Origin of the sequence: Minwuia thermotolerans (assembly GCF_002924445.1) — a bacterium.
In the GTDB taxonomy this organism is placed as follows: Bacteria; Pseudomonadota; Alphaproteobacteria; order Minwuiales; family Minwuiaceae; genus Minwuia; species Minwuia thermotolerans.
The window spans coordinates 36,287-53,922 of record NZ_PIGG01000065.1 but is presented as its reverse complement, the minus strand read 5'-3'; the positions used below and the strand labels follow the sequence as shown (position 1 = coordinate 53,922).

17 protein-coding genes are annotated in these 17,636 nt (G+C 67.9%); 15 read left to right on the top strand and 2 right to left on the bottom strand.

Annotation, left to right across the window (positions count from 1 at the left end; translation table 11 throughout):
• Positions 1-44 precede the first annotated feature (44 nt).
• Positions 45-1,010, bottom strand: a complete 966-nt coding sequence (locus CWC60_RS18515; RefSeq protein WP_109795411.1) for a BMP family protein — start codon at positions 1,008-1,010, stop codon at positions 45-47.
• Between the two features lie 289 nt (positions 1,011-1,299).
• Here CWC60_RS18515 and modA point away from each other — a divergent pair, with 289 nt between their 5' ends.
• The 9 genes from modA to CWC60_RS18470 all read left to right on the top strand — a co-directional run bounded on the left by modA (position 1,300) and on the right by CWC60_RS18470 (position 9,591).
• On the top strand, positions 1,300-2,082 hold the full coding sequence (gene modA, locus CWC60_RS18510; RefSeq protein ID WP_109795410.1) for a molybdate ABC transporter substrate-binding protein: 783 nt from the start codon (positions 1,300-1,302) through the stop codon (positions 2,080-2,082).
• A gap of 9 nt (positions 2,083-2,091) precedes the next feature.
• Positions 2,092-2,787, top strand: a complete 696-nt coding sequence (gene modB / locus CWC60_RS18505) for a molybdate ABC transporter permease subunit (protein WP_109795409.1) — start codon at positions 2,092-2,094, stop codon at positions 2,785-2,787.
• Positions 2,784-3,881, top strand: a complete 1,098-nt coding sequence (gene modC / locus CWC60_RS18500) for a molybdenum ABC transporter ATP-binding protein (RefSeq protein ID WP_109795408.1) — start codon at positions 2,784-2,786, stop codon at positions 3,879-3,881. The genes modB and modC overlap by 4 nt, the downstream gene beginning before the upstream one ends.
• Before the next feature lie 21 nt (positions 3,882-3,902).
• A complete protein-coding gene (locus CWC60_RS18495) occupies positions 3,903-4,703 on the top strand; it encodes an enoyl-CoA hydratase/isomerase family protein (protein WP_109795407.1) in 801 nt (266 codons plus the stop codon).
• A 60-nt stretch (positions 4,704-4,763) separates the two neighbouring features.
• Positions 4,764-5,093, top strand: coding sequence for an SHOCT domain-containing protein (locus tag CWC60_RS18490; protein ID WP_206420024.1), 330 nt, complete (start codon positions 4,764-4,766; stop codon positions 5,091-5,093).
• 18 nt (positions 5,094-5,111) lie between these two features.
• Entirely contained in the window at positions 5,112-5,966 is an 855-nt protein-coding gene (locus CWC60_RS18485) for a mechanosensitive ion channel family protein (RefSeq protein WP_109795406.1), read from the top strand.
• A gap of 115 nt (positions 5,967-6,081) precedes the next feature.
• On the top strand, positions 6,082-7,029 hold the full coding sequence (locus CWC60_RS18480; RefSeq protein ID WP_109795534.1) for a calcium/sodium antiporter: 948 nt from the start codon (positions 6,082-6,084) through the stop codon (positions 7,027-7,029).
• Positions 7,030-7,136: 107 nt separating this feature from the next.
• Positions 7,137-8,096 carry an alpha/beta hydrolase gene (locus CWC60_RS18475; RefSeq protein ID WP_109795405.1) on the top strand — a complete coding sequence of 320 codons (960 nt, stop codon included), beginning with the start codon at positions 7,137-7,139 and terminating at the stop codon, positions 8,094-8,096.
• A gap of 67 nt (positions 8,097-8,163) precedes the next feature.
• Entirely contained in the window at positions 8,164-9,591 is a 1,428-nt protein-coding gene (locus CWC60_RS18470; protein WP_109795404.1) for an NAD-dependent succinate-semialdehyde dehydrogenase, read from the top strand.
• Between the two features lie 13 nt (positions 9,592-9,604).
• On the opposite strand, the gene CWC60_RS18465 is transcribed toward CWC60_RS18470, so the two are convergent.
• Positions 9,605-10,783 carry a bactofilin family protein gene (locus CWC60_RS18465; protein ID WP_109796346.1) on the bottom strand — a complete coding sequence of 393 codons (1,179 nt, stop codon included), beginning with the start codon at positions 10,781-10,783 and terminating at the stop codon, positions 9,605-9,607.
• Positions 10,784-10,996: 213 nt separating this feature from the next.
• Between CWC60_RS18465 and CWC60_RS18460 the strand changes: the two genes are divergently transcribed.
• The 6 genes from CWC60_RS18460 to CWC60_RS18435 all read left to right on the top strand — a co-directional run bounded on the left by CWC60_RS18460 (position 10,997) and on the right by CWC60_RS18435 (position 17,527).
• Positions 10,997-12,442 carry a sigma-54 interaction domain-containing protein gene (locus CWC60_RS18460; RefSeq protein WP_109795402.1) on the top strand — a complete coding sequence of 482 codons (1,446 nt, stop codon included), beginning with the start codon at positions 10,997-10,999 and terminating at the stop codon, positions 12,440-12,442.
• Positions 12,443-12,667: 225 nt separating this feature from the next.
• Entirely contained in the window at positions 12,668-13,849 is a 1,182-nt protein-coding gene (locus tag CWC60_RS18455; RefSeq protein WP_109795401.1) for a substrate-binding domain-containing protein, read from the top strand.
• Between the two features lie 80 nt (positions 13,850-13,929).
• Complete coding sequence (locus tag CWC60_RS18450; RefSeq protein WP_109795400.1) at positions 13,930-14,706, top strand: ABC transporter ATP-binding protein; 777 nt, start codon at positions 13,930-13,932, stop codon at positions 14,704-14,706.
• Positions 14,699-15,424: an ABC transporter ATP-binding protein gene (locus tag CWC60_RS18445; RefSeq protein WP_109795399.1), complete on the top strand. Its 726-nt coding sequence runs from the start codon at positions 14,699-14,701 to the stop codon at positions 15,422-15,424. Before CWC60_RS18450 ends, CWC60_RS18445 begins: the two co-directional genes overlap by 8 nt.
• A gap of 2 nt (positions 15,425-15,426) precedes the next feature.
• On the top strand, positions 15,427-16,458 hold the full coding sequence (locus tag CWC60_RS18440) for a branched-chain amino acid ABC transporter permease (protein ID WP_109795398.1): 1,032 nt from the start codon (positions 15,427-15,429) through the stop codon (positions 16,456-16,458).
• A 10-nt stretch (positions 16,459-16,468) separates the two neighbouring features.
• The gene (locus CWC60_RS18435; protein ID WP_109795397.1) at positions 16,469-17,527 is read left to right on the top strand and encodes a branched-chain amino acid ABC transporter permease; all 1,059 of its coding nucleotides are present in this window, start codon (positions 16,469-16,471) and stop codon (positions 17,525-17,527) included.
• Positions 17,528-17,636: the final 109 nt, after the last annotated feature.

Here is a 17,636-nt window from a genome sequence, read left to right as displayed (position 1 = left end):
AGGGGCCGCCGCCGGAGACGCCGTCACGGTTCCCGCGTCGGGTGTCACCCTTCCAGAACCTTGATCCTGCCGGTCTGGATGTCCGCCTTGATCTGCTCAAGCTTCTCCATCATCTCCGCCGAGCTCTCGCAGACCGCGATATCGGAGGCTTCCGGACCCATGGCGAGGCCGAAGGGCTTGTAGCCGGGCGCCCAGGAGCCGGCCATCAGCTCGTCGATGGCGTAGCTCACCTGGAAGCCGACGCCGGTGATCGAGTAGGCGACGTAAAGGGGATCGGAGCCGCAGCGGTCGGTGTAGCTGCCGATGATGTGGGTGCTCTTCTCCCGGGCCGCCTGCTCCATGCCGCGCAGACCGAGATTGAGGATGTGATAGTGCACGTCGGCGCCTTGGGCGATGGCGGCGAGCGTCGCCTCCTTCGACTTGGCCACATCGTCAAAGTCGCCGGTGTAGTTCTCGAAGTACTTGATATCGGGGTTGATGTAGCGCGCGCCGTTGCCGAACTCGGCGCCGGCGTTGACGATGGAGGGGATCTCCAGACCGCCGACATAGCTGACTGCGCCGTTCGTCGAGAGCATCGCCGCGGCGGCGCCGGCGACGAAGGCGATCTCGGCCTGCTTGACGTCGTAGCTGGCGATGTTGGCCGGGGCCTCGCCCTCGTTGCCGCCGACGATGGAGAAACTCGTGTCGGGGAAACGCGGCGCGATCTTGTAGATCGCCGCCTGGGTCTGGCCGCCGACGCCGATCACCAGTTCGTTGCCGATGGCGAGCTGGGTGATGGCCTGCTCCATGTCGGCGTAGTTGATGTTCTCGATCATCTGGACTTCCAGCCTGTCGCCGTACTTTTCCTGTGCGGCGGCGAGACCGTCATAGCCGGACTCCATCCAGCCCTTGTCCGACTTCGAGCCCGGAATGAGGATTCCGACCTTCTTCGCCTCATCGGCGAGCGCCGGTCCCGCGGACAGCATCGCGGCCGCCGCCGCCGCCATGAACATGCGTCGGGTGAAATTCATCTGATAGCTCCCTCTCAGGCCCTCGGGCGCGCCTGGCGCCGGGCGGTACGGCAACGCAGGAGCAAGACGCACGCCGGATATCAACACATTGAAAACAAGCCGTTTTTCGAGAACTCCAGCAAAAGGAAGGCCGGATTGCATACAATCTGCGCAGAACCCGGCCCCCTTCTGGCCAGAATTTCACCAGTGCCGGGAAATCAGGACCCGCCCCCGCCGCCGCGTTTGACAGCCCGTCACACAGCCCTCGATAGTTCCTGCTGCACTGGGCTGAAAATTCGGGAGGCCATTCATGCGCCCGTTCTCCGGACGCGGGATCGCGCGTGCACTGGCCGCATGCCTGCTGGGGCTGGGTTTCGTGACCACGGTTCGCGCTGCGGAACCGGTCACGGTTTTCGCCGCAGCCAGCCTGCGGAACGCGATGGACGCGGCGATAGCGGCCTGGCGAGCAGACACCGGGCAGCCGGCGATCGCCGCCTATGCCGGCAGTTCCGCTCTCGCCCGGCAGATACAGCAGGGCGCCCCGGCCGACATTTTCGTCTCGGCCAATCCAGACTGGATGGACGTTCTGGAACAGGATGGCCTGCTCCGCGCCGGAACACGTGTCGATCTGCTGACCAACGCCATTGTCCTGGTGGCGCATGGACGGCAGGCGGAATCGGTCGACGTGGGACCATCGCTCGATCTCCCCGCACTGCTCGGCGACAGACGGCTGGCAATGGCGCTGGTCGAGGCGGTGCCCGCAGGCATCTACGGCCGCGCTGCGCTGGAAAATCTCGGCTTGTGGGACAAGGTCGAGGCCCGTGTCGTCCAGGCGCCGAACGTCCGCGCCGCCCTTGCACTGGTCGCCACCGGCGAAGCGCCATACGGCATCGTCTACCGCACCGATGCAGCCGCCAGCGACAACGTCTCGGTCGTCGGAACCTTCGCCGCCGGGACCCACCCGCCCATCGTCTATCCGGCGGCCGTGACGGCGGAGAGCGGCAATCGCCACGCCGCAGCCTTCCTCGCGTTCCTCAAGGGCCCGGCGGCACGCGCGATTTTCGAGCGACACGGTTTCGGCGTGATCAGGTAGAAGGAAGCCATGGACTGGCTTGGACCCGACGCCTGGCAGGCGGTGGCGCTTTCGATCAGGGTCGCCTTCTGGGCGACGCTGGCGAGCCTACCGCTCGCGGTTGCGACGGCGCTGCTGCTGGCGCGGGGCCGGTTTCCCGGCCGCCAGATATTGAACGTCATCGTCCATCTGCCGCTGGTCATGCCGCCCGTGGTGACGGGCTATCTGCTGTTGCTGACCTTCGGCCGAAGGGGTGCGGTCGGCTCGTTCCTGGCCGAGCACTTCGACATCGTCTTCGCCTTCCGCTGGACCGGCGCAGCCCTGGCCGCCGCCGTCATGGGCTTCCCTCTGATGGTGCGGGCAATCCGCATCGCGGTGGAGGCGGTGGACCCGGGTCTGGAGCAGGCGGCCGGTACGCTGGGCGCCAACCGCTGCTGGGTCTTCCTCACCGTGACCCTGCCCATGATCCTGCCCGGCGTCATCGCCGGCGCGCTGCTCACCTTCGCCAAGGCGATGGGCGAGTTCGGCGCGACCATCACCTTCGTTTCCAGCATCCCCGGCGAGACGCAGACCATCGCCTCGGCCGTCTACACCTTCCTGCAGGTGCCGGGCGGGGAGCCGGCGGCGCTCCGGCTGGTCGTCGTCTCCATCGTCATCTCCATGGGCGCACTGCTGGTCTCCGAGACGCTGGCGCAGCGCGCCACGCGGCGGGTGAAGGGCCGATGAGCCTCTCGGTCGCTCTCCGCCACCGCTTCCCGGGCTTCGATCTCGACGTCGCCTTCGAGGCGCCGGCGGGCGTGACGGCCCTGTTCGGACGCTCCGGCGCCGGCAAGACCACCGTGGTCAACGCCGTCGCCGGCCTGCTCAGGCCACAGGCGGGAAGGGTCGCCGTCAATGGCTGGGAGCTGTTCGACACCGAAAGCGGCCACTGGCTGCCGCCGCACCGCCGCCGTGTCGGCTATGTCTTCCAGGACGGGCGGCTGTTCCCTCATCTCAGCGTGGCGCGGAACCTGCGCTACGGCCGCTGGTTCACGGGCAGACGCGCAGAAGACGACAGGTTTGACGATATCGTCGACATGCTGGGGATCGAGCCGCTGCTGGCGCGGCGGCCGGGCGCCCTTTCGGGGGGCGAGAAGCAACGGGTGGCGATCGGAAGGGCGCTGCTGGCCGCGCCGCGTCTGCTGCTGATGGACGAGCCTCTGGCCTCCCTCGACGAGGCGCGCAAGGCCGAAATCCTGCCCTATCTGGAACGCCTGCGGGACCGCACCGAGGTTCCCGTTCTCTATGTGAGCCATTCGGTGCCGGAGGTGGCTCGGCTGGCGACGACGGTGGTCACCCTGCGCGACGGCCGGGTCGCCGCCGCAGGGCCCGCGGCCAAAGTGCTCTCCGACCCCGACAGCATCCCCGACCTCGGTGTGCGGGAGGCGGGCGCGATCATCCCCGCGACCGTCGTCGTCCATCACGCCGATGGGCTGACCGAGTTCGAGGCGGCCGGCGGGCGGCTGCTGCTGCCGCGCATCGAGGCCGAGCCGGGGCGGCGCATCGCCGTCCGCATCCACGCCCAGGATGTGATCCTGTCTCGGACGCGGCCCGAAGGCCTGTCGGCGCTCAACATCCTCGCCGGCCGCGTCGCCGCGGTCCGCCGGGGCGAAGGTCCCGGGGTGATGGTGCAGCTCGACTGCGGCGGAGAGCGTCTGCTGGCGCGGCTGACGCGGCGTTCGGCCGAGGCGCTTGAACTTGCACCCGGCGCCCCGTGCTATGCCATCCTGAAATCCGTCGCCGTCGCGCGCGGGGACGTCTGGACGCCCATGTCCGGCTGAGCGTTTACGAGAGAGGCAAACATGGCGGTGATCGAGGAGACCCGCCGGGACGGCGTGCTGGAATTGCGCCTGAACCGGCCCGAACAGCTCAATGCGTTCAATGACGAGCTCTACAACGCCGCCGCCGCCGCGCTCGCCGCCGCCGCCGAAGACGGTTCGATCGCCTGCGTCCTGCTCACCGGCGCGGGCCGCGCCTTCTCCGCCGGCCAGGATCTGGCCGAACTGGCCGACGACCGCGACCACGAGAGCCGCATGAATGCCGGGTTCCGTCCCTTCATATCGACGGTCGAGTCCTTCCCGAAACCGCTGGTCGCCGCGGTCAACGGCGTCGGCGTCGGAATCGGCCTGACCGTCCTGCCCCATTGCGACATCGTGCTGATGGCGGAAAGCGCGAAGCTGCGCGCGCCCTTCGTCAATCTGGGCGTCACCGCCGAAGCCGCGAGCAGCCTGTTGCTGCCGGAACGGCTGGGCTGGAACCGGGCGGCGGCCCTTCTGTTCACCGGCGGCTGGATGGACGCGCGGGAGGCCGTGGCAAGCGGCCTCGCCCTGCGCGCGCTGCCCGATCACGAACTGATGGACGCGGCGCGCGAACTGGCCGCGCGCATCGCCCGCATGCCCGTCGAGTCCCTGATCGCCACCAAGAAGCTGATGCTGGACGCCCGGCTCGACGCGGTCCGCAATGCGCGCCGGCGCGAGGAGGCGGCGTTCTGCCAGCTGATCGGCGGGCCGGCCAACCTGGAAGCCATCGCCGCCTTCGGCGAGGGCCGGGAGCCGGATTTCGTCGGCCTGCGGAAGACCGGTGAAGGTAGCGCGACTCCTTGACGAATTCCCCGCCTCCGCGGGACATGCGAGAATCAATCCATCGATAGAGGAGGCAGCCTGATGAAGCGAAGATTCGGCTTCTCAGCCGCAACGATAGCCGTGACATTGGCCTGGACCAGTTCCGCCATGGCCCAGGGGTACACCCACGGCCATGGCGACTGGGGCTGGGGCCACATGCTCTTCGGCGGAATCATGATGGTGTTATTCTGGGGCGGCGTGATCGCGCTGATCATCCTTCTGGTTCGCTGGCTCGGCTCCAGCCATGGCCAGTCGTTTGCCGGCGGAAACGGTCAGCGTTCGAGCGCGCGCCATATTCTGGACGAACGCTTCGCCCGGGGCGAGATCGACCGCGAGGAGTACGAGGAACGCCGCCGGGCGCTCGACCAGTAGGCTGAGGCGGAAAATTTGGTGGCTGAGTTCCTGAACGGGCTCTCGGGCTGGGAACGGATCGCCGTCGCGCTCGCCCTGGCGGTGGCGGCGCACATCTTCGTCCGTGCCGTCCGCATGCTCAGCGCACGCGCCATGACCAGCGGCGTGGCCCGACGCTCCACCAAGACGCGGACCCTGATCAGCCTGATCACCAGCAGCGCGGTCTTCGCCCTCTACTTCACCGCCTTCGGTTTCGTCCTGAACGAAATCGGCGTGCCGCTCTCGACCTACCTGGCCAGCGCCTCGATCATCGGCCTGGCCGTGGCCTTCGGCTCCCAGGGCATGGTCCAGGACGTGGTCAGCGGCGTCACCATCGTCTTCACCGACCTGTTCGACATCGGCGACGTCATCGAGGTCAGCGGCCAAGTGGGCATCGTAGAGCGCTTCGGGATGCGCTTCACGGTGCTGCGCAACCCGATGGGGGCCGAGGTCTTCGTGCCCAACCGCAGCATCCTGAACGTCACCACCTACCCCAGGGGCTATGTCCGCTGCTTCATCGACGTCACCCTGCCCGAAGACGCCGAGAAGGGGGAACAACTGGCGCAGGAGGCGTCGCTGCTGGCCGACACGGCGCTCGAGCTCTATCCCGGCATCTTCCGGGCCCAGCCGGAAATCATGGCGCGCCAGACGACACGCACGGGCCGCAGTTTCGTCCGCATCAAGTTCCGCATCTGGCCGGGCCGCGGCGGACCTCTGGAAGGCCCGTTTCGCCAGGAACTGCTGCAGATGGCGAAGCGCATAGATCCCGACTACGCCGACTGGATGATCGCCGTGAACTTCGAGGTCGAGAAATACCGGCCGCCGCCGCGGGGCTATCGCGTGCCGGGCGACTGATTTCCTCGGTCGCCCGACGCGCCCGATTGCACTCCGCCCGGCGAACCACCATGTCTCGCGCCGCGTTCACCACAGCGCGCCCGCCGGGCCGCGCCTTCTTCGAATGGTCCCCTTCATGAGCTTCCTCGAACTCGCCGCCGGCCTCGTTCTTCTCGTTCTGGGCGGCGACATGCTTGTCCGCGGCGCCGTCGGCCTCGCCCGCCGGCTCGGCGTCTCGCCCCTGCTGATCGGCCTCACCCTTGTCGGTTTCGGCACCTCCATGCCGGAACTCGTCACCAGCGTGGAGGCCGCCCTGGTCGGCTCGCCTGGTATCGCCGTCGGCAATGTCGTCGGCAGCAACATCGCCAACATCCTGCTGATCCTGGGTCTCGCCGCGCTGATCCGGCCCGTCCAGGCCAGCCTGAACTCGCTGCGCCGCGATGGCGTGGTCATGACCATCGCCGCCATCGCCTGCGCCGCCGTGGTGCTGTACGGGGAAATGAGCCGACTGGTCGGCGTCGGTCTGATCGCCGGCCTCATCGTCTATCTGATCGTCGCCTATCGCGCCGAGCGCACCGTGCCCGGCCTTGCCGCCGAGATGGACCTGCCGGCGCCGGCGCCGCTCCGATCGGAGCGGTTATGGGTAGCCGGGCCGCTCTTCCTGGGCGGTCTGGCGCTGACGGTCTTCGGCGCGAAGATGCTGGTGGCCGCCGCCATCGACCTGGCGCAGCTGGCAGGCGTCTCGGAGGCGACGATCGGGCTCACCGTCGTGGCGATCGGCACCTCGCTGCCCGAGCTGGTGACCTCCGTCGTCGCGGCCATCCGGCGTCAGGGCGACGTCGCACTCGGCAACATCCTGGGCAGCAACATCTACAACATCTTCGGCATCCTGGGCGTCACCGCGATCCTGCAGCCCATCGCCGTGCCCGAGGTGATCGCGGCGTTCGACATCTGGGTAATGCTCGCTGCGACCGTGGCGATGATGGTCATGGCGGTTACCGGACTCCGGGTGAACCGCTTCGAGGGCGGCGCGCTGCTGGCCGGCTACATGGCCTATATCGGCCTGGTCGTGATCCAGACATAGGTCTGCGTCTCCCGCGCGGGCCCTCCCCGTCCTGACCGGTTTGCGGGACCCCCGGCCTGCGCTAGCCTCGCCTGCGGGGAGAAACCGGCTTCAAGGGGAGAAGAAGCATGTCGGCACTGGACCGGATCGATCCGGAATCGCGGGAGGGCCTGAAGGTCCTGCTGGAGGCGATGCCCGGCGGACTGAACGGCATTGCCGAGATCGGCGCACGGCGGCGGAAGCTGAGCGACACGATGCGGGAGATGACCGCCCACATCGAGCCGAACCCGAACGTCTCGATCGAGGACCGCACCATCCCCGGGCCCCAGGGCGCGCCGGACGTCGCGGTGCGCATCTACCGGCCCGTCGGGGCCGAGGGGCCTCTGCCCGCCGTCTGTTACATCCATGGCGGCGGCATGATCATGGGCGACCTCCAGATGGGCGAACTCTCCGCTATCCGCATGTGCGAGGTCAGCCAGGCCGTCTTCGTCTCGGTCGATTACCGGCTGGCGCCGGAGGATCCCTACCCGGCGGCGGTCGAGGACTGCTACGCCGCGCTGAAATGGATGGCGGGCAACGCCGACGAACTCGGCATCCGGCGCGACCGCCTCGCGATCAACGGCGGCAGCGCCGGCGGCGGACTGACCATCGCGACGGCGCTGATGGCCCGCGACCGCGGCGGTCCGGCACTCTGCTTCATGATGCCGTTCTATCCGATGATCGACGACCGCAACGAGACCCCGTCCAGCCACGAGATCGTCGACCTGGGCGTCTGGGACCGGTCGGGAAATCTCGAGGCCTGGGAATGGTATCTGGGCGGCAGGCCGGCTGACGGCTACGCCGCGCCGGCCCGGATGGAGAATCTCTCCGGCCTGCCGCCGACATACATGGACGTCGGCGACATGGACCTCTTCCGCGACGAGAACATCGCCTTCGCCCAGCGCCTGCTGCAGGCCGGCGTGCCGACGGAGTTCCACGTCTGGCCCGGCGCCTTCCACGCCTCCGAGACATTCGCGCCCGGGGCGAAGCTCAGCCGGCGGATCTGGGCGGCGCGGCTGGACGCACTGAAGCGCGCGCTGGGCGACTGACGGGACTGTCGCGCCGGCGCGGCTTCGGCTAGACAGCGGACATTCCGGACCAAGGGGAGCGAAAGAGATGTTCATTCAGGGCGCATGGACCGAGGCGGCCTCGGGCAAGACCTTCTCCGTCATCAACCCGGCGACGGGCGAGACCATCAAGGAGGTGCCGGACGGCGACCGCGAGGCGGCGAAGCGCGCCATCGACGCCGCCCACGGCGCCTTCCGCGACTGGGCCGGGACCACGGCCTATCACCGCGCCGAAGTCCTGCGCCGGGCCTACGACCTGATGATCGAGCGCAAGGAGCACCTGGCCCGCACCATGACCGAGGAGCAGGGCAAGCCGCTCCGCGCGGCGCGCACCGAGGTCCAGTACGGCGCCGACTTCCTGCTCTGGTTCTCCGAGGAAGCCAAGCGCAACTACGGCGAGACCATCCCCTCGCCGCGGGCCGACCAGCGATTCATCGTCCTGCACCAGCCGGTCGGCGTCGTGGCCGCGATCACGCCGTGGAACTACCCCGTCTCCATGATCACGCGGAAGGTCGGGCCCGCGCTGGCCGCCGGGTGCACGGTCGTGCTGAAACCGGCGGAGGCGACGCCGCTCTGCGCCATCGAGGTCTTCAGGATCCTGACCGAGGCCGGCGTGCCGGACGGCGTGATCAACCTGGTCACGGCCCTGGATCCGAAGCCCATCGGCGAGGAATTCACGACCAATCCGAAGGTGCGGAAGCTGACCTTCACTGGCTCCACCGCGGTTGGCCGCATGCTGGCAGGCCAGGCCGCGGCGAACATGAAGCGCGTCTCCTGCGAACTGGGCGGCCATGCGCCGTTCATCGTCTTCAAGGACGCGGACCCGGTTCACGCCGCCAAGGGGGCGCAGCTGGTGAAGTTCCTCAACACCGGTCAGGCCTGCATCAGCCCCAACCGGCTCTACGTCCACAGCTCCCAGGCCGACGCCTTCACCGAGACGCTGGCGGGTCGCGTAGGCAAGATGAAGGCGGGCTCCGGCTTCGACGAGAGCGTCGCCATCGGCCCGCTGGTCAATGCCGCCGCCGTCGACAAGGTGGCCCGTCAGGTCGACGATGCGAAGGCCAAGGGCGCGGACGTGGTCCTGGGCGGCCACCGTCTGACCGAGGGCGCGCTTGGCGGCGGTTTCTTCTATGCGCCCACGATCCTGCACGGCGTCAACGATACGATGGAGATCTACCGCGAGGAGACCTTCGGCCCCGTCGCGCCGATCATCCCCTTCGATGACGAGGAAGAGGCGCTGAGCCTCGCCAACGACACCCATTACGGCCTCGCCGCCTATGTCTACACCCGCGATATCGGCCGCGCCTTCCGCATGTTCGAAGGGCTGGACTTCGGCATCATCGGGATCAACGACATCAACCCGAGCGCCGCGGCCGCGCCTTTCGGCGGCATGAAGGACTCGGGCCTGGGCCGCGAGGGCGCCCGCGAAGGCATCGCCGAGTACCTGGAGACGAAGCTGGGCGGCTTCTCAATCTGAACGCCAGCGGACGTCAGCCGGCCTCTTCATAGGCCGGCTGTCCTCGCTGCCAGATACGGGACGCGGCCGCGCCGACGCCGGCGGCCACGATCAGGCCGACCACGATCCATCCGAGGAACGGAATCAGGGAAACCAGCGCCAGCGCCACGAGCCCGAGGACCGTCCAGCCCATGCGGCTCCGCGCCGAGACCGGGTCGCTCCGGCGCCGCCAGCGCCGGATGGCGAAGCCGGCCCACTGGGCGGCCACGGTGAGTCCGACAAGGGCGAGCAGGGCCGTAGTGAAGAACAGCGCCGCGCCAAGCGGGACGCCGAGAACGGAAGCGAACAGCAGCCCGGACGCCGCCAGGGCGATCATCAGGGTCGCCACGCCGCGGCCAAGACTGTTCCAGGGCCGCGCGCGCGCTGCGGCGGCGGCTTCACCGACCAGCGAGGGAAAGGCGGCCTGGATCACCACCACCAGCAGCAGGACGGCTACGGCCCAGGCGACGCCGATGACGAGGCCGATGCCGAATATGGTCAGGCCAATCCGCTCGATGTCCGGCAGGTCCATTTCGATGTGCCTCACGTCGCCTTCGATCACGGCGCCTGCGGCGATCTCCGGCGGCTGGTGGCTGCGGTAGATCAGGTCCCCGCCAATGCGGGCCGCCGGGCCGATGACGATCCGCTCGGCGCTGAGATCAGCCTTGCCGCCGACGCTTCCCTCGATCCGGATGGATCGTGCAGCCGCACGGAGGCTGCCGCCGACCACGCCCTCGACCTCGATCGTCTCGCCGACAGCCCGCACGTCGCTCTCGACCGCCCCTTCAGGGGCGATCCGGACCGTACCGCCGGCGGCCACGAGATCGTCGACGACCCGACCGGCGACGCGCACGGTGGAACCTGCAGCGATCATGTCCGCGACCACGCCGCCGTCCAGGGTGACCTCATAGCCGGCGGCGATCACGTTGCGGATATCGGCCCGCGTGAAACTGACATAACGGCCGGCGGCGAAGACATCGTCGGTCACCGTGGCGCTGACCTTCACCCGCCCGCCGACGAGAAACTGCATGTCGCCGTGCTCGCCGGAGAGTTCGACAACCTCCCGGTCGCGATCCGGCTCGGCGGCGGACGGCGCAGCGAGGGCAAGGAAGAGGACGGTCAGCACGAGGCCGGCGAGGGGGATGACCGGGAGGGAACGACTTAGCGGGGACATGGGACTCTCCTTCAAGAGTGGCGCCGCAGGAACCGGATCGTCGCTTCCTGATACCGCTGTCGCGCCACCACGGCCTTGACCTGTGTCAAGCCGGCGTCTCGGCGCCCAGGCGTAGGCCCGCCGCCTTGCCGCCGGATGCGCCGTCGGCGTATATGTCCGGATATCCGGACGCATGTTGACGTCCGGCAGGCCGGACGGCCGGGGGAGGAAGCGATGGCGTTCAAGGCGATCGGAGAGGCCGAGATCCGCCGCCAGGCGGCGCAGGCGATGATTGACCTGTTCGATTCCATGTACGAAGGCGCCTTCGCGGTCGACACCCGCGCCCGCATTTCATGGATGAACGACAAGTTCAAGGCGCTGCTGGGCTGGAACGGCGTCGACCTGGTGGAAGGCAAGCCGGTCGAGGACGTCATCCCCCATTCGGAAATGCGCCGCGTCCTGGATTCAGGACGGGCCGACCTTCTCGACATCATCGACCTCGGCAACCGGCAGCTCACCGTCTCGCGCATTCCGCTCAGGGGCGAGGACGGCCGCCTTCTGGGGGCCATGGGCGTGATCCTGTTCGACCGGCTGCAATCCCTGAAGCCGCTGGTGACGCGCTTCCAGCAGTTGCAGAGCGAACTGGAAATCACGCGACGTGAACTGGCGGAGAGCCGGCGCGCCAAGTACCGCTTCGGCAGTTTCGTCGGCGCGACGGAGGCCGTACGCCAGTTGAAGCGGCACGCCCGCCGGGCGGCAGAGCGCGACGCGGCGGTGCTGCTCTATGGCGAAACCGGCACCGGCAAGGAACTGCTCGCCCACGCCATCCACGCCGCTTCGCCACGGGCGCAGAAGCCCATGGTCCGCGTCAATGTCGCGGCCATTCCGGAAACCCTTCTGGAAGCGGAGCTGTTCGGCGCCGCCCCCGGTGCCTATACCGGCGTCGGCCGCCACGGCCGCGAGGGCAAGATCCAGCTCGCCGACGGCGGCACGCTCTTTCTCGACGAGATCGGCGACATGCCACCGCCGCTGCAGGCAAAGCTGCTGCGCGTCCTGCAGGAACAGGAGATCGAACCGCTGGGCGCCAATCGGGTGGTCGCCGTGGACGTGCGCATCATCAGCGCCACCAGCCGGGATCTGAAGGCCATGGTCGACAAGGGTGAGTTCCGCGCCGACCTCTACTATCGCCTCAACGTGCTGCCGATCACCGTGCCGCCGCTGCGGGAACGGCCGGACGACCTGCCGCTGCTCTGCGAGGCGCTGCTGGAGGACATGGCGCACCGGGCCGGCGGCGCGCCGCGCGAGGTCGCCGCCGACGCGTTCCCCCGCCTGGCCGCCTATGACTGGCCGGGCAATGTCAGGGAACTCCGCAATGTCCTGGAACAGGCCGCGGCCGCCGTCGACACGGATGTTCTCGGCCCCGACGATTTCGACGGCCTGCTGCCCCGGCCCCGATCGGCCGCTCGGCAAGTCTCGGCAAAACCGGCGGGGGAAATTCGCCCGTTACGCGAGGTGCTGGCAGAAGCGGAGGCCGCCGCTATCCGTCACGCGCTGGAACAGACCAACGGCGTCAAGGTCGAAGCGGCCCGGCGCCTCGGCATATCGCGGGCCCAGTTCTACGCCAAGCTCGCCAGCCACAGCATCATGTCCGAAACACCGGACAGATGGAAAACTGTCTGATCCGCCAGACAATCGGCAGCCACTACCTTGATTCCATTAAATGATTTCGCCGCATTTCTTGCATCCGTCTGGCAGAACGGACATCCGCCCTATCGACTTCACCGGGCAATGGCGGACCAAGTCATTGAAAAGATTGGCATCAATGTCATGGCACGCGGCTTGCCAACTGTTGTCCAGCCCCACGCCATGCGCGTGCGGCCGAGGGAGACAAGTGGAGGAAACCCAATGAGACGCTTGCTTGGCGCCGCCGCGATGGCCGCCACAATGGTTGGGGCCGGCATGTCGCTGGCCGACGACACCGTCAAGATCGCCCACATCTACGGCAAGACCGGTCCGCTGGAAGCCTACGCCCAGCAGTCGCACCGGGGACTGATGCTGGGCCTCGAGTACGCCACCGAGGGGACCATGGAGGTCCTGGGCCAGAAGATCGAGGTGATAGAGAAGGACACCCAGCTGAAGCCCGACCAGGGCCGTGCGCTGCTGGCCGAAGCCTATGGCGACGAAGAGGCGGACATCGCCATCGGCCCCGTGAGTTCGGGGGTGGCGCTGGCCATGCTGCCGGTCGCGCAGGAGTACCAGAAGATCCTGCTGGTCGAGCCGGCTGTGGCCGACAGCATCACCGGCAGTGCCTGGAACCGTTATATCTTCCGGACTGGCCGCAATTCTTCGCAGGACGCCATCGCAAATGCGGTCGCCATCGGCAAGCCGGGCGTGAAGATCGCCACCCTGGCGCAGGACTACGCCTTCGGCCGCGACGGCGTCGCCGCCTTCAAGGAAGCGCTGGCCGGTTCCGGGGCCGAGCTGGTGCACGAGGAGTACGCGCCCCAGGACACCACGGACTTCACCTCTCATGCACAGCGCATCTTCGACGCGCTGAAGGACGAGGAAGGCCGCAAGATCATCTGGATGATCTGGGCCGGCAAGGGCAACCCGCTGGGCAAGCTGGCGGCGATGGAGCCCAGCCGTTTCGGCATCGAGCTGGCCACCGGCGGCAATATCCTGCCCGCCCTGGTGGCCTACAGGGTCGTGCCCGGCATGGAAGGCGCCACCTATTACTACTACGAGATCCCGCAGAACCCGGTCAACGACTGGCTGGTGAAGACCCACCAGGAGCGCTTCGACAGCCCGCCGGACTTCTTCACCGCGGGAGGTATGGCGGCCGGCATCGCCATCGTCGAGGCCATCCGCAAGGCCGGCTCGACCGAGACCGAGGCGCTGATCAAGGCCATGGAGGGCATGGAGTTCCAGACGCCCAAGGGCAAGATGATCTTCCGCGCCAAGGACCATCAGGCCCTGCAGGAGATGTATCACTTCAAGATCGCAATCGAGGACGGCGTGGAGTGGGCCGTGCCCAAGCTCGTCGACGTCATCGAGATTGACGAGATGGACGTCCCGGTCCGGAACTAGGATCGCGCCGGGGGACCGGCCACCCCGGGCGCGGCTGCGCCCGGGGTGGCCGGTCCCGCAAGGGGGAGAGACGCCACGCCATGGCGAATGACCAGAAGCCGGTTGTAGAGACCCGCGGCCTGACCATCCGCTTCGGCGGCCACATCGCGGTCAACAACGTGAGCTGCGCCTTCGGGCAGGGCACGCTGACGGCGATCGTCGGACCCAACGGGGCCGGCAAGACCACCTACTTCAACCTGATTTCCGGACAGCTGCGGGCCCATGCAGGCCAGGTGCTGCTGAACGGCGAGGACGTCACCCGCCTGCCCGCCCCGGCGCGGACCCGACGCGGCATGGGCCGCGCGTTCCAGCTCACCAACCTGTTCCCGAACCTGTCCGTCAGGGAGAACGTGCGGCTGGCGGTTCAGGCGCGGAAAGGTCTGGGCTTCGACCTGCTGTCCATGGCCGCGCGCCACACGGAACTGACCGACGAGGCCGAACAGGTGCTCGAGCGCGTCGGCCTGCTGGCGCGCGCCGACGCCGCTGCCGCTTCCCTGCCCCACGGCGACCAGCGCAAGCTGGAGGTTGCCATCCTGATCGCGCTCGACCGCCAGGTGCTGATGTTCGACGAACCCACAGCGGGCATGAGCATGGACGAGGTGCCGGTCATCCTGGATCTGATCCAGCAGATGAAGGTCGACGCATCCCGCACCATCCTTCTGGTGGAGCACAAGATGGACGTGATCCGCACACTGGCCGACCGCATCGTCGTGCTGCATCACGGCTACCTGGTCGCCGATGGCGATCCCGCCGAGGTGATGAATTCGCCGATCGTGCAAGAGGCCTATCTGGGCACGGGGGTGGCCGACCGTGTCTGACGATGCCATCCTCCGTCTCTCCGGCGTCCACACCCACATCGGCCAGTACCACATCCTGCAGGGCGTGGATCTCCAGGTTCCCCGGGGCGGCGTATCGATGCTGCTGGGCCGCAACGGCGCCGGCAAGACGACCACCATGCGCACGATCATGGGTCTGTGGCGCGCCTCCGCCGGCGAAGTGGTCTTCGACGGCCAGCCCATCCATTCCCTGCCGACGCCGGCGATCGCTCGGCTGGGCATCGCCTACGTACCGGAGAACATGGGCATCTTCGCCGGGCTAACCGTGCGCGAGAACATGAGCCTCGCCGCCCGCTCCGGCCCGATGGACTCGGACCGTCTGGACTGGATCTGGGGTGTGTTTCCAGCGCTGAAGAAGTTCTGGGACTGGCCGGCAGGCAATCTCTCAGGCGGCCAGAAGCAGATGCTGGCGGTCGCGCGCGCGGTGATCGAGCCCTGCCGGCTGCTGCTGGTCGACGAACCCACCAAGGGTCTCGCCCCGGCCATCGTCGGCGCTCTGATCGACGCCTTCGGCGAACTGAAGCAGGAGACGACGATCCTGATGGTCGAACAGAGTTTCCACATGGCCGAGCGGATCGGCGACAGCGTCGCGGTGATGGACGACGGTCACATCGTCCATGCCGGGAGCATGGCCGAGCTCGCTTCCGATACGGAACTGCAGGGACGGCTTCTGGGCCTTTCGCTGGAGGGCGCGCTTTGAACATGATCAACCGCAATGACGAGGCGGCGCCGCGCACGCCGCTGATGGACCGTCTGACCGGCGAGGCGCTGCCGGTGCTGGCGCCCATCATCCTCGCGCTCGCCGCGTTCATGGCCATCGGCTCCCTGCCGACCTGGCTGACGCTGACCCTGGCCGGCCTGGCCATGGGCATGATGATCTTCGTCATGGCCTCCGGCCTGACGCTGGTCTTCGGGCTGATGGATGTTCTGAACTTCGGCCACGGGGCCTTCATCGCACTCGGCGCCTTCGTCGGCGTCACTGTGCTGCGAACTGTCTTTCCGGAGTATCTCGGCGCGGATTCGGTGGCACTCAACCTGATCGCGATGGTGGCGGCGATCGTCGCCGCGGCCCTCGTCACCGGGGCGCTGGGCTGGGTCTTCGAGCGGGTGATCGTGATGCCCGTCTACGGCCACCACCTGAAGCAGATCCTGATCACCATGGGCGGCCTGATCGTGGTCGAGCAGCTCATCCACGTGGTCTGGGGCCCGAACGAGATTCCGATCGAACAGCCGGCGACGTTGCGCGGCTCCTTCACCATGGGCGAGTTCGGCTTCGAGAAGTATCGCCTCTTCGCCGCACTGCTTGGCATCGGAATCTTTCTCGGTCTGCGCGCGGTGCTGAAACGCACCAAGATCGGCCTGATCATCCGTGCGGGCGTCGAGAACCGGGAGATGGTGGAGGCGCTGGGCTACCGCGTCACACTGGTCTTCGTCGCCGTCTTCGTGGCCGGCTCGGCGCTCGCCGGCCTGGGCGGCGTGATGTGGGGGCTCTACGACCAGCTCGTCTTCGCCCGGATGGGCATGGACAACATGATTCTGGTTTTCATCGTCGTCATCATTGGCGGGCTGGGCTCGGTCGAGGGCTGCTTCATCGGCGCCCTGCTGGTCGGCCTGGTCGCCAACTACACCGGCTACCTGGCGCCGACAGTCGCGCTGGGTTCCAACATCCTGCTGATGGTGGTGATCCTGATGTGGCGGCCGCAGGGCCTCTATCCCGTCGCCGGCAGCCAGTGAGGAACCAGAGATGCTGACACGACTCCTCTCCGGCGACCTGCCGCGCAGCACCGCCCTGACCGCCGTCCTGCTTGCGATCCTGGCCGGACTCGTCCTGGCGCCGTTCCTCTTCCCCGGCACGCGTTCGCTCGACACCGCCGCGCGCATCGCCATCTTCATCGTGCTGGTCGGCAGCTACGACCTGCTGCTGGGCTATACGGGCATCGTCTCCTTCGCCCACACCATGTTCTTCGGCATCGGCGCCTACGGCGTCGCGCTCTCGCTCACGAATTCGGGACCTGGCTGGGGCGCGGTGGGCGTCGGCGCGGCCGCGGGAATCCTGCTGGCAGTGGCCCTCGCCTTCGTCATCGGGCTCTTCTCGCTCAGGGTGAAAGCGATCTTCTTCGCCATGGTCACCCTCGCCGTGGCCAGCGCCTTCGCCATTCTGGTGTCCCAGACCTACCAGCTCACCGGCGGCGAGGACGGCCTCAGCTACGCCGTCCCGCGCGAACTGACGCCGGGCTTCAAATGGGCGGACGCGCGGCCCTTCGGGGTCCGGCTCGACGGCCGGTTGATCTCCTACTACCTTGTACTGACGGTCTCACTGGCGGCGTTCCTGCTGATGCTGCGCTTCGTCAACTCGCCCTTCGGCAGGGTGCTTCAGGCGATCCGCGAGAACGCCTTCCGCGCCGAGGCGGTGGGCTACCGCACCGTCCACTACCGCACCGCGGCGACCTGCCTCTCGGCCGCCATGGCGGCGCTGGCGGGCGTGCTGATGGCGCTCTGGCTGCGCTATACCGGCCCGCAGACGACGCTCTCCCTCGACATCATGATCGACATCCTTCTGATGGTCGTGATCGGCGGGATGGGGACGATGTACGGCGCGGTGATCGGGGCGACCATTCTCGTGCTGGCGCGCAACTACCTGCAGGGGCTGATGGGCGCAGCCTCCGACCTGACCAGCGGGCTGCCGCTGCTGCCGGAACTCCTGCAGCCGGACCGTTGGTTGCTCTGGTTGGGCGTGCTGTTCATCCTCAGCGTCTATTTCTTCCCGATGGGTATCGTGGGCCGCCTGCGCCAGGCGCGCTAGCCGGCGGTCGCGATCCCGTTCCGGAGCTCCGCGACGACCGCGGCGGTGCCGTCCGCGATTCCAGCGCCCTCTTCCGCGACATGCGGTGGACGAACAGCGCCGAGCACAG